8 protein-coding genes are annotated in these 13,412 nt (G+C 42.0%); all 8 read left to right on the top strand.

Translation table 11 applies throughout. The features are described from left to right. Window positions 1-85: 85 nt before the first annotated feature. Entirely contained in the window at window positions 86-580 is a 495-nt protein-coding gene (gene rplJ, locus ACSLUH_RS08755) for a 50S ribosomal protein L10 (protein WP_448566055.1), read from the top strand. 91 nt (window positions 581-671) lie between these two features. Further along, window positions 672-1,043 (top strand): 50S ribosomal protein L7/L12, encoded by a 372-nt coding sequence (rplL, locus tag ACSLUH_RS08750; RefSeq protein ID WP_448566053.1) that lies wholly within the window; start codon window positions 672-674, stop codon window positions 1,041-1,043. Window positions 1,044-1,319: 276 nt separating this feature from the next. Beyond that, entirely contained in the window at window positions 1,320-5,348 is a 4,029-nt protein-coding gene (gene rpoB / locus ACSLUH_RS08745) for a DNA-directed RNA polymerase subunit beta (protein ID WP_448566050.1), read from the top strand. Window positions 5,349-5,441: 93 nt separating this feature from the next. Further along, window positions 5,442-9,659: a DNA-directed RNA polymerase subunit beta' gene (gene rpoC, locus ACSLUH_RS08740; protein ID WP_448566048.1), complete on the top strand. Its 4,218-nt coding sequence runs from the start codon at window positions 5,442-5,444 to the stop codon at window positions 9,657-9,659. Window positions 9,660-9,846: 187 nt separating this feature from the next. Further along, on the top strand, window positions 9,847-10,221 hold the full coding sequence (gene rpsL, locus ACSLUH_RS08735) for a 30S ribosomal protein S12 (protein ID WP_074499547.1): 375 nt from the start codon (window positions 9,847-9,849) through the stop codon (window positions 10,219-10,221). Window positions 10,222-10,296: 75 nt separating this feature from the next. Further along, entirely contained in the window at window positions 10,297-10,770 is a 474-nt protein-coding gene (gene rpsG, locus ACSLUH_RS08730; RefSeq protein ID WP_448566046.1) for a 30S ribosomal protein S7, read from the top strand. Window positions 10,771-10,928: 158 nt separating this feature from the next. After that, window positions 10,929-13,043 (top strand): elongation factor G, encoded by a 2,115-nt coding sequence (gene fusA / locus ACSLUH_RS08725; RefSeq protein WP_448566044.1) that lies wholly within the window; start codon window positions 10,929-10,931, stop codon window positions 13,041-13,043. A 241-nt stretch (window positions 13,044-13,284) separates the two neighbouring features. Beyond that, a partial coding sequence (locus tag ACSLUH_RS08720) for a GTP-binding protein (RefSeq protein WP_281561731.1) occupies window positions 13,285-13,412 on the top strand: 128 nt, incomplete at its 3' end.

Below are 13,412 nucleotides of genomic sequence, written 5' to 3'. Positions count from 1 at the left end.
GGTCCTCGCCGTAACGGCCCATAACCTGATTGGTTATGGGGATTGTAAATGCCGGAATATCCGGTTGAACCAGGAGTTAAAGCCAATGGCTATCAATCTTGATGACAAAAAAGCAATTGTTGCTGAAGTTCAAGAAGCTGCCAAAGGCGCTCAATCAGCTGTAATCGCGGATTCTCGCGGTGTATCAGTTGAAGCAATTACTGTATTGCGTAAGCAAGCACGTGAAAACGGTGTATGGATGAAAGTTGTTCGTAACACCCTAGCACGTCGCGCAGTAGAAGGTACTAACTTTTCATGTCTTTCAGACACATTTGTTGGTCCATCTTTAATTGCATTTTCAAACGAGCATCCAGGTGCAGCAGCGCGTATATTCTCAGACTTCGCTAAAACTAACGAAGCCTTTGAATTAAAAGCTGCAGCATACGAAGGTGAAGTTGTAGATGTACAGGTACTTGCTAAGTTACCTACATACGACGAAGCGATTGCACGTTTAATGAGCGCTATGAAAGAAGCATCTGCTGGCAAGCTTTGCCGTACGATTGCTGCAATTCGCGATCAGAAAGAGCAAGAAGCTGCTTAATTGTTGGATTAGTAAAATCCCCAAGCATTCTTTTTGTATTAATAGTTATTAAAATGGCCACGCGGCCGTTTATTGAAACAGGAAATTTAAAATGTCTATTTCTAAAGACGATATCCTAAATGCTATTGCTGAAATGTCAGTAATGGACGTAGTAGAATTAATTGAAGCAATGGAAGAGAAGTTCGGCGTATCTGCTGCTGCTGCTGTTGCTGTTGCTGGTGCTGGCGATGCTGGTGCTGCTGCTGCTGAGCAAACTGAATTCGACGTAATCTTAACTGGTTTCGGCGATAAGAAAGTTGGCGTTATCAAAGCAGTTCGTGGTGCTACTGGTCTTGGCCTTAAAGAAGCTAAAGAGCTTGTTGAAGGTGCACCTAAAGCAATCAAAGAAGGCGTTGACAAAGCTGAAGCTGAAGAGCTTAAGAAAGCTCTTGAAGAAGCAGGCGCTACTATTGAACTTAAGTAATCTGTTATTGACAGATTACGCCTGAAAAGGCAACGGCTGGTGATTTAAACGTCACCGGCCTTTTTGCGCTAAAGTAAGTTGTTTTTTTAAAAGCTGAAAATAAGGTTTTTTTTTAAACAAAAACAGTGCATTATTTGATGTGTGATTACATCACTGCAATACCCTGTCTGATACCAATTGGATTAGATAACCTAAACAAATTGATTGTTAAACGTTATTTAGTCCAATTGGTATTTTAAGGCAGATTCGGCCATAACCAGCAAGCTGAGGAACCCCATGGTTTACTCTTACTCTGAAAAGAAACGTATTCGAAAGGACTTTGGTAAAAGTGCACAAGTGATGGATTATCCATTCTTGTTGTCAATCCAACTCGAATCTTTCCGTAAGTTTATAGATATTGATCCTACTGGTGAAGCGGGCCTAGAGGCAGCGTTTCGTTCTATTTTCCCAATTAAAGCCTATTCTGGTAGCTCAGAATTACAGTATGTAAGCTATCGTTTAGGTGAACCATTATTTGATGTTAAAGAATGTCAAATACGGGGTGTTACCTATTCAGCACCGCTTCGCGTAAAACTTCGTTTAGTCATTTATGACAAAGAAGCGCCAGCGGGCACAGTCAAAGACATTAAAGAACAAGAAGTATACATGGGTGAAATCCCATTAATGACAGACAACGGTACGTTTGTTATTAACGGTACAGAGCGTGTTATTGTTTCGCAATTACACCGTTCTCCGGGTGTGTTCTTTGATCATGATAAAGGTAAGACACACTCATCAGGGAAGGTGCTATATAATGCACGCGTTATTCCTTACCGTGGCTCTTGGTTAGATTTCGAATTTGATCCGAAAGATAATTTGTTCGTACGTATCGACCGTCGTCGTAAGTTACCAGCATCGATTATCTTACGCGCCTTAGAATACTCTACCGAAGAAATTTTAGATATCTTCTATGATACGACTGGCTTTGAAATTAAAGGCGACAAGTTGATCATGGAACTCGTGCCTGAGCGTCTTCGTGGTGAAACAGCAACTTTTGATATCAAAATGCCAAATGGCGATATCTTAGTTGAGCAAGGTCGTCGTATTACTGCTCGTCATATCCGTGAATTGTCAAAAGGCAAAGTGACAGAGCTTGAAGTACCGGCAGAGTACATCGTTGGTCGTGTGTTGTCTAAAGCATACGTTGACGAGTCAACTGGCGAAGTTATCGCGGAAGCAAATGACGAGTTAACATTAGAATTGTTAGCTGCGCTAAGTCAAGCTGGCCATAAAGTAATTTCTACTTTGTATATGAACGAATTTGACGTTGGTTCATATATGTCGGATACATTACGTATCGACTCTACAACGAATCGTTTAGAAGCGTTAGTTGAAATTTATCGCATGATGCGTCCTGGTGAACCACCAACAAAAGATGCAGCTGAAGCGTTATTCGCAAACTTATTCTTCTCACTTGAGCGCTATGACCTTTCTACTGTTGGTCGTATGAAGTTCAACCGTCGTGTTGGCCGTGACGTTGAAACTGGCGAAGGCGTTTTATCAAACGATGACATTATTGCGGTAATGAAAACGTTAATTGATATTCGTGATGGTAAAGGTGAAGTTGATGATATTGATCACTTAGGTAACCGTCGTATTCGTAGCGTAGGTGAAATGGCTGAAAACCAATTCCGTGTTGGTTTAGTACGTGTTGAGCGTGCCGTGCGTGAACGTTTATCATTAGGTGATCTTGATGCGGTAATGCCACAAGATTTAATCAATGCTAAGCCGATTTCTGCTGCTGTTAAAGAGTTCTTTGGTTCGTCTCAATTGTCACAATTTATGGACCAAAACAACCCATTATCAGAAGTTACCCACAAGCGTCGTATTTCTGCGTTAGGCCCAGGTGGCTTAACTCGTGAACGTGCAGGCTTCGAAGTTCGTGACGTACATCCAACTCACTACGGTCGTGTATGTCCAATCGAAACGCCTGAAGGTCCAAACATCGGTTTGATTAACTCGTTATCGTGTTATGCGCGTACAAACGACTACGGTTTCTTGGAAACCCCTTATCGTCGTATCGTCGATGGTGTTGTTACTGATGAAGTCGATTATTTGTCAGCGATTGAAGAAGGTAACTTTGTTATCGCACAAACAAGTGCTGAAGTTGATGAAAATGGTAAGTTAGTTGATGGTCTAGTTAACTGTCGTTATAAGAACGAATTTACCTTAATGTCAGCAGACCAAGTTCAATATATGGACGTTTCACCACAGCAAATCGTTTCTGTTGCTGCATCACTTATCCCGTTCCTAGAGCACGACGATGCTAACCGTGCATTGATGGGATCAAACATGCAACGTCAAGCGGTTCCAACATTGAAAGTGGACAAGCCACTCGTTGGTACTGGTATGGAGAAGATCGTTGCGGTTGACTCTGGTGTAACAGCGGTTGCAAAACGTGGTGGTGTTGTCGATTACGTTGATGCTTCTCGTATCGTTGTAAAAGTTAATGAAAATGAAATGGTTCCTGGTGAAGCAGGTATCGATATTTATAACTTAACCAAGTACACACGTTCTAACCAAAATACCTGTATTAACCAACGTCCTACGTGTCGTGTTGGTGAGCCTGTTGTTCGTGGTGACGTATTAGCTGATGGTCCATCTACTGACTTAGGTGAATTAGCACTTGGTCAAAACATGCGTATCGCATTCATGCCTTGGAATGGTTATAACTTCGAGGATTCGATGTTGCTTTCTGAGCGTGTTGCTCAAGAAGACCGTTTCACAACGATTCATATTCAAGAATTAAGCTGTATCGCTCGTGATACTAAGCTTGGTGCTGAAGAGATCACTGCCGATATTCCAAACGTTGGTGAATCAGCGCTTTCTAAACTTGATGAATCAGGTGTTGTTTACATCGGTGCTGAGGTTAAAGGTGGTGACATCTTAGTGGGTAAAGTTACTCCTAAAGGTGAAACACAATTAACACCAGAAGAAAAACTTTTACGTGCAATTTTCGGTGAGAAAGCTGCAGATGTTAAAGATAGCTCTTTACGTGTTCCAAATTCAGTATCGGGTACGATTATTGATGTTCAAATCTTTACTCGTGACGGTGTTGAAAAAGATAAACGTGCTTTAGAAATCGAAGAGATGCAACTCAAGCAAGTCAAGAAAGACTTAGGTGATGAGTTCAGCATATTAGAAGATGGTATTTATGCACGTGCTAAGAAGTTGTTATTGTCGGCTGGCTTAAACGATTCAGACTTAAACAGCATGTCTCGTGACAAGTGGTTAGTGCAAAATCTAGCTAACGAAGAGCATCAAGCTGAATTAGAGCAAATTGCTGAGCAATATGACAACATCAAAGCTGACTTTGATAAGAAGTATGAAGTTAAGCGTCGTAAGATCACTCAAGGTGATGACTTAGCACCGGGTGTATTGAAAATTGTTAAGGTTTACTTAGCGGTTAAACGTCGTATCCAGCCAGGTGATAAAATGGCCGGTCGTCACGGTAACAAAGGTGTAATTTCAAACGTTGTTCCTGTCGAAGACATGCCTTATGACGAAAACGGTGTTCCAGTCGATATCGTACTTAACCCATTGGGTGTACCTTCTCGTATGAACATTGGTCAGATTCTAGAAACGCACTTAGGTATGGCAGCTCGTGGTATCGGTGAAAAGATTAACCGTATGCTAGAAGAGCAGCGTGAAATTGCTAAATTACGTGAATTCTTGAAAGAAGTTTACAACTTAGGTGAATCTCGCCAAGAAGTTGATATTGATAGCTTCTCTGATGACGAAGTCATGCGTTTAGCGAACAACTTACGTGCAGGTTTACCAATTGCAACACCGGTATTTGATGGTGCTAGCGAAAAAGAAATTAAAGAACTGTTTAAGCTTGCTGATATGCCAGAAAGCGGTCAGTTCACGTTAACAGATGGTCGTACAGGTCGCACATTTGAGCGCCCAGTAACTGTCGGTTACATGTACATGCTCAAACTCAACCACTTAGTGGATGACAAGATGCATGCTCGTTCTACCGGTTCATACTCACTTGTTACTCAGCAACCACTTGGTGGTAAAGCTCAGTTCGGTGGTCAGCGTTTCGGTGAGATGGAGGTGTGGGCACTTGAAGCATATGGTGCTGCATATACACTTCAAGAAATGCTTACGGTTAAGTCGGATGATGTTAACGGTCGTACAAAAATGTACAAGAACCTTGTTGACGGCGATCACCGTATGGAGCCAGGCATTCCTGAGTCATTCAATGTATTGCTTAAAGAGATCCGCTCTTTAGGTATTAACATTGAATTAGACCAAGAGTAATTGGAACGGGAAATAACTGAGCCTAATCAGTAAGCGAAGTAGGTAGCTAATCCCTACCTACTTCTCAAGATTAACTCCGACAGGAGACAGAGTGTGAAAGATTTACTTAAGTTTCTTAAGCAACAAAATCAAACTGAAGAATTCGATGGCATTCGCATCGGATTAGCATCACCCGATATGATCCGTTCATGGTCATACGGTGAAGTAAAGAAACCTGAGACGATTAACTATCGTACCTTTAAGCCAGAGCGTGATGGTTTATTCTGTGCGCGCATCTTTGGTCCAGTAAAAGACTATGAATGTCTTTGTGGTAAGTACAAGCGTCTTAAGCACCGTGGTGTTATTTGTGAAAAATGTGGCGTAGAAGTTACATTAACTAAAGTTCGTCGTGATCGTATGGGGCACATTGAATTGGCGAGCCCAGTTGCCCATATTTGGTTCCTAAAATCATTACCTTCTCGTATTGGTTTATTACTTGATATGACCTTGCGTGATATCGAGCGTGTGCTTTATTTTGAATCATATGTTGTTACTGAACCAGGTATGACAACATTAGAGAAAAGCCAAATATTAACCGAAGAAGAGTACCTAGATGCGTTAGAAGAACACGGTGACGAGTTCGACGCTAAAATGGGTGCTGAAGCGGTATTAGCGTTACTTCAACAAATCGATTTGGAAGGCGAAGTAGCGCAAATGCGTGAAGAGTTGCCAGAGATCGGTTCTGAAACCAAGCGCAAGAAAATCACTAAGCGTTTGAAGTTAATGGAAGCCTTCGCTCAATCTGGTAACAAGCCAGAGTGGATGATTATGTCGGTATTACCGATTCTTCCACCAGATTTGCGTCCATTAGTACCGCTCGATGGCGGTCGTTTCGCAACATCTGATTTGAACGATTTATATCGTCGCGTGATTAACCGTAATAACCGTTTGAAGCGTCTTCTTGACCTTGTTGCTCCAGATATTATCGTACGTAACGAAAAACGTATGTTACAAGAGTCAGTTGATGCCTTATTAGATAACGGTCGTCGTGGTCGTGCGATTACGGGTTCTAACAAGCGTCCATTAAAATCTCTTGCTGATATGATCAAAGGTAAGCAAGGTCGTTTCCGTCAAAACCTTCTCGGTAAGCGTGTTGACTATTCTGGCCGTTCTGTAATTACCGTTGGTCCAACGTTACGTTTGCATCAGTGTGGTCTTCCTAAGAAGATGGCGCTTGAGTTATTCAAACCATTTATCTATGGAAAATTAGAAGCACGTGGTTTAGCGACAACAATTAAAGCGGCTAAGAAATTAGTTGAGCGTGAAGGCGCAGAAGTATGGGATGTTTTAGACGAAGTAATTCGTGAACATCCGGTAATGCTTAACCGTGCACCAACCCTTCACAGACTTGGTATCCAAGCGTTTGAACCTGTACTTATTGAAGGTAAAGCAATCCATTTGCATCCATTAGTTTGTGCGGCGTATAACGCTGACTTCGATGGTGACCAAATGGCCGTTCACGTGCCACTAACACTAGAAGCTCAGTTAGAAGCGCGTGCGTTAATGATGTCTACCAACAACGTGCTATCTCCTGCAAACGGTGATCCAATTATCGTACCATCACAAGACGTTGTACTTGGTCTTTACTACTTAACGCGTGAGCGTGTTAATGGTTTAGGTGAAGGCATGGTCTTTGCTGATACGAAAGAAGCGGAAAAAGCTTACCGTACAGGCGTTGCTGAATTACATGCACGTGTAAAAATTCGTATTACTGAACACGTTCGCAATCGCGAAGGTGAATTAGTGACAACAACGAGTCTACGTAACACGACAGTTGGTCGTGCGATTTTATGGCAAGTGTGTCCTAAAGGCTTACCTTATGAGCTGATTGATCAACCATTAGGTAAAAAGCCAATTTCAAAATTGATTAACCATGCGTACCGTAACTTAGGTTTGAAAGATACCGTAATCTTTGCTGACCACATTATGTATACCGGTTTCCACTACGCAATGGTTGCTGGTGCGTCAGTTGGTATCGACGATATGGTAATTCCAGATGCGAAATACACCATCATCGAAGCTGCTGAAGAAGAAGTTACAGAGATCCAAACTCAGTTTGAACAAGGTCTTGTAACTGCTGGTGAGAAGTACAACAAAGTTATCTATATTTGGTCATCTGCTAACGAAAAAGTATCGAAAGCGATGATGGATAACTTATCGAAAGATCAAGTGGTTAACCGTGACGGTGAGATTGAAGAGCAAGACTCATTCAACTCAATCTTTATGATGGCTGACTCGGGTGCTCGTGGTAGTGCTGCACAAATTCGTCAGCTAGCGGGTATGCGTGGCTTGATGGCAAAACCTGATGGTTCAATCATCGAAACACCAATCACAGCTAACTTCCGTGAAGGTCTAAACGTATTACAATACTTTATTTCGACTCACGGTGCTCGTAAAGGTTTGGCCGATACGGCATTGAAAACAGCTAACTCTGGTTACTTAACGCGTCGTCTAGTTGACGTTGCGCAAGATTTAGTGGTTACCGAGCATGATTGTCAAACTCATGATGGCCTATTAATGACACCACTAATTGAAGGTGGTGATGTAGTAGAGCCGTTACGTGAACGTGTGCTTGGTCGTGTTGTTGCTGAAGACGTTTTAATACCTGGTACTGAAGACGTATTATTAGCTCGTAACACCTTAATTGATGAAAATCTTTGTGATGTTTTAGAAGAACACTCAGTAGACCAAGTTAAAGTACGCTCTATCATTACTTGTGAAACAGACTTTGGTATCTGTGCGCATTGTTATGGTCGTGACTTAGCACGTGGTCATATGATTAACCAAGGTGAAGCGATTGGTGTTGTTGCAGCACAGTCAATCGGTGAGCCAGGTACACAGTTAACCATGCGTACGTTCCACATCGGTGGTGCGGCATCTCGTGCGTCAGCTGAAAACAATGTTCAGGTTAAAAACTCTGGTACGATGAAGCTTCAAAACGCTAAGTTTGTTACCAACAGTGATGGCAACCTTGTTATTGTTTCACGTTCATCTGAATTGACAGTTATCGATGAGCTTGGACGTGAGAAAGAGCGTTATAAAGTTCCTTACGGTGCAGTGCTTTCCAAGAAAGACGGTGAGTCTATTGAAGCGGGCGATGTGATTGCTAACTGGGATCCACATACTCACCCAATCATCACTGAGGTAGCGGGTAAAGTTCAGTTTGTTGAACTTATCGATGGCGTAACTATGGTTCGCCAGACAGATGAACTTACTGGTTTATCTAGCTTAGTTGTTACCGATGTGGGTCAACGTAATGCCGCGGGTAAAGAGATGCGCCCAATGGTTAAACTAGTTGATGCAAAAGGTAAAGACGTGATGATTGCTGGTACCGATATTCCAGCTCAGTATTACTTACCAGGTAACGCGATTGTTAACCTAGAAGATGGTGCTGAAGTTAACATCGGTGACGCGCTTGCTCGTATACCACAAGAAAGTTCAAAAACTCGTGATATTACCGGTGGTCTTCCACGTGTTGCTGACTTGTTCGAAGCGCGTAAGCCTAAACTTCCAGCTATCCTTGCTGAAAAGACAGGTATTATCAGCTTTGGTAAAGAAACCAAAGGTAAAGTTCGCTTACTCATCACTCAGCAAAGTGGTGAAGTTTATGAAGAGATGATCCCTAAAACTCGTCAATTGAACGTGTTCGAAGGTGAGTCAGTACAAAAAGGTGAAGTTATTGCTGATGGTCCAGAGTCTCCACATGACATCTTAAGACTTCGTGGTGTAGCACATGTTGCAAATTACATCGTTAACGAAGTTCAAGAAGTTTACCGTTTACAGGGTGTAAAGATTAACGATAAGCACATTGAAGTTATCGTTCGTCAAATGATCCGTAAGTGTGAGATCTTAGATGCCGGTGATTCAGAATTCTTGAAAGGTGAGCAGGTTGAAGTTGCACGCGTTAAAATTGCTAACCGTGAACTTGAAGCAGCAGGCAAACGTCCAGCAGAATTCGAGATGCAAATGATGGGTATTACTAAAGCATCATTGGCAACTGAATCATTCATCTCAGCAGCATCGTTCCAGGAAACTACACGTGTGTTAACTGAAGCGGCAGTTGGTGGTAAGAAAGATAGCTTACGCGGTTTGAAAGAGAACGTCATTGTTGGTCGTTTGATCCCAGCCGGTACAGGTTATGCTTATCATCAAGAACGAGCAAAAGCACGCGCTGCTGATGTAGAAGAAGAAATCACAGTTTCTGCTGATGAAGCTGCGCAAGCGTTAACTGATGCATTAAATGCTGATTTAACTTCTGGTGCAGATGAGTAGGTAATCATTGCAATAAATAACCTGTCAATTTAACCGAAAGGCTTGACAGGTTAAAGCTTGACCTATAGAATTCCGCGACCCTATATTCTGTACATAATGTACTTTGAATTTAAGGTCGCGGTTTTTCACGTTTATAAGCGGGTAAATTTGGTAAGTTTACCCATGTTTTAATTAATCAGGAGCTATAATGGCAACTATTAACCAATTGGTACGTAAACCACGTGTCAGACAGGTACAAAAAAGTAACGTTCCTGCGTTACAAGCCTGTCCACAACGTCGTGGCGTATGTACTCGCGTATATACAACTACGCCTAAAAAACCTAACTCAGCACTTCGTAAAGTTGCTCGTGTTCGTTTAACTAACGGCTACGAAGTAACTTCATACATCGGTGGTGAAGGTCATAACTTACAAGAGCATAGCGTAATCTTAATCCGTGGTGGTCGTGTTAAAGACTTACCTGGTGTACGTTATCATACCGTTCGTGGCGCATTAGACTGTTCTGGTGTTAACGATCGTAGACAAGGCCGTTCTAAGTACGGTGCAAAACGCCCTAAATCTTAACGGTTTCCGTGAAGTAAGGCCAAATTAACAAATTAACAATTTTGGGTAACCCCTGAATTAAACGGAGAATTTAAGATGCCAAGAAGACGCGTCGTAGGGCAACGTAAAATATTGCCAGATCCTAAGTTCCATAATGAACTTTTAGCAAAATTCATCAACATCCTTATGGTTGATGGTAAAAAATCTACTGCAGAAAAAATCGTTTATGGTGCATTAGACATCTTAGCTGAGAAAGCAGACGGTAAAGAGCACTTAGAGTTATTTGAAGAAGCTTTAGATAACATTCGCCCACAAGTTGAGGTTAAATCTCGTCGTGTTGGTGGTTCTACTTACCAAGTTCCAGTTGAAGTTCGTCCTGTGCGTCGTAACGCGCTAGCCATGCGTTGGTTAGTTGAAGCAGCTCGTAAACGTGGTGAAAAATCAATGGCTCAACGCCTTGCTAACGAAATGCTAGATGCATCAGATAGCAAAGGTGCTGCGGTTAAGAAACGTGAAGACGTTCACCGTATGGCCGAAGCGAACAAAGCGTTCGCTCACTATCGCTGGTAATCACGATAGTAAAAAAATGAATGGCGTAGTTGTTGGTTTCATAAATCTGCAACTACGCCTTTCTACTATAGCTTAATTGGAATCAATCAAGGTTATAGTCAAATGAGGTTAGTTTTGACGTTATTTGAATATATCTTTAGTAATAAAGGAAGAATAGAGTGGCTCGTATCACCCCTATAGAGCGTTACCGAAATATTGGTATTTGTGCTCACGTAGATGCTGGCAAAACGACAACAACAGAGCGCGTTTTGTTCTATACTGGTTTGTCTCACAAAATTGGTGAGGTGCACGATGGTGCAGCGACAATGGACTGGATGGAACAAGAACAAGAGCGTGGCATTACCATTACTTCTGCAGCAACAACATGTTTCTGGAAGGGGATGGATGCCCAGTTTGATGATCACCGTATTAATATCATCGACACACCAGGTCACGTTGACTTCACCATTGAAGTAGAACGTTCTTTGCGTGTATTAGATGGTGCAGTATTGGTGCTTTGTGCATCTTCAGGTGTACAGCCTCAAACTGAAACTGTTTGGCGTCAAATGGAAAAATACTCTGTTCCACGCATGGTATTCGTCAATAAGATGGATCGCGCTGGTGCAAGCTTCCTTAATGTTATCGAACAAATGAAAAAACGTTTAGGTGCCAATGCGGTGCCTATTCAGTTACCTATTGGCGCAGAAGAAAATTTTAAAGGTGTCGTTGATCTGATCAAAATGAAAGCCATTAATTGGAATGAAGCAGATCAAGGGATGACTTTTACTTACGACCCTATCCCAGCGGATATGCAGGAGTTAGCTGAAGAATGGCGTGAAAATCTTGTTTCTGAAGCAGCAGAAGCGAATGACGAGTTAATGGAAAAATACCTTGAAGAAGGTGACTTGTCTGAAGTTGAAATTAAAACCGCATTACGCGAACGCACGCTACGCAATGAAGTTATTTTATGTACCTGTGGTTCAGCGTTTAAGAACAAAGGCGTTCAAGCAGTACTAGATTGCGTTGTTGAATATATGCCGTCGCCTACTGAAGTTGAAGCGATCAAAGGTATCAATAACGACAAAGAAGAGTCTGAAGGCGTTCGTGAAGCCGATGACAATGCGCCGTTTGCTGCGCTAGCGTTTAAAATTGCGACCGACCCGTTCGTTGGTACATTAACGTTCTTCCGTGTGTATTCTGGTGTAGTAAAAACAGGTGATAGTGTTTTCAATCCTGTTAAAGGTAAGAAAGAACGTTTTGGTCGTATTGTGCAGATGCACTCGAACGATCGTCAAGAAATTAAAGAAGTTCGAGCCGGCGACATCGCAGCGGCTATTGGTTTGAAAGACGTTACCACAGGTGACACGTTATGTGATGCTAATCATGTGATCACACTTGAGCGTATGGAATTTCCTGAACCGGTTATTTCAGTTGCGGTTGAGCCAAAAACTAAAGCTGACCAAGAAAAAATGGGTATTGCTTTGGCAAAACTTGCTGCTGAAGATCCATCATTTAGAGTCGAAACTGACGATGAAACGGGTCAAACGATTATTTCGGGTATGGGTGAGTTGCACTTAGACATTATCGTCGACCGTATGAAGCGTGAATTCTCTGTTGATTGTAATGTCGGTAATCCGCAAGTATCGTATCGTGAAACCATTCGTTCTACTGTCGAAGTTGAAGGTAAGTTTGTTCGTCAGTCTGGTGGTCGCGGTCAATTTGGTCATGTATGGCTGAAAATGGAACCATTACCAGAAGGTTCAGGTTTTGAATTTGTCAACGAAATCGTTGGTGGTGTGGTACCTAAAGAATATATCCCTGCTGTAGAGAAAGGTTGTCGCGAACAAATGGATTCTGGTGTATTAGCTGGATTCCCAATGTTAGACGTTAAAGTCACCTTATACGATGGTTCATACCATGATGTTGACTCAAACGAAATGGCATTCAAAGTTGCTGCTTCAATGGGCTTTAAAAAAGGTGCAATGCAAGCAAAACCGGTATTACTTGAGCCGATGATGCAAGTAGAGGTGACAACGCCTGAAGAAAATATGGGCGATGTCGTCGGTGATTTAAACCGTCGTCGTGGCCTAATTGAAGGTATGGATGAAGGTCCTGCGGGCTTGAAAGTTGTTAATGCATTAGTTCCACTTGCGGAGATGTTTGGTTATGCAACCGATCTGCGTAGTGCAACTCAAGGCCGTGCATCATACGCAATGGAATTTAAACAATACAATGAAGCGCCAAAAGCGGTTGCTGATTCTGTGATTGAAGGACGTGGCGGTAGCATTCAATAGCCGTCTGGTGCTTTAATAGCGCCACATAGCAAGATTTTGAAAGCCTGATACAAAGTTGTTATTAGGTTTTCAATATAAAACAAGCTCCCAGTGAGTTTGTTCTAAGATGAAGTGTTAAATTTTGGTTTTGACATGGGTAGATACCTTATCTAAAATTGATGGTTTAACGCGACATCTTTTAACTCTCGCTGAGAGGATAAATAATTTAATTTAAATGATATCTTTTTAAGGTAAATGAAAAATGGCTAAAGAAAAATTTGAACGTTCGAAACCGCATGTAAACGTTGGTACAATCGGACACGTTGACCACGGTAAAACTACGTTAACAGCTGCTATCTCAGCAGTATTAACAAAAACTCACGGTGGTGA

Source organism: Thalassotalea ganghwensis, assembly GCF_053485795.1.
This window is presented reverse-complemented; position numbering and strand designations above follow the sequence as displayed.

Excerpts from the sequence above, each read along its gene's own strand:
- rpoB (WP_448566050.1), top strand. The coding sequence starts at position 1,320 with ATGGTTTACTCTTACTCTGAAAAGAAACGTATTCGAAAGGACTTTGGT.
- rplJ (WP_448566055.1), top strand. The coding sequence starts at position 86 with ATGGCTATCAATCTTGATGACAAAAAAGCAATTGTTGCTGAAGTTCAA.
- rpsG (WP_448566046.1), top strand. The coding sequence starts at position 10,297 with ATGCCAAGAAGACGCGTCGTAGGGCAACGTAAAATATTGCCAGATCCT.
- rpsL (WP_074499547.1), top strand. The coding sequence starts at position 9,847 with ATGGCAACTATTAACCAATTGGTACGTAAACCACGTGTCAGACAGGTA.
- rplL (WP_448566053.1), top strand. The coding sequence starts at position 672 with ATGTCTATTTCTAAAGACGATATCCTAAATGCTATTGCTGAAATGTCA.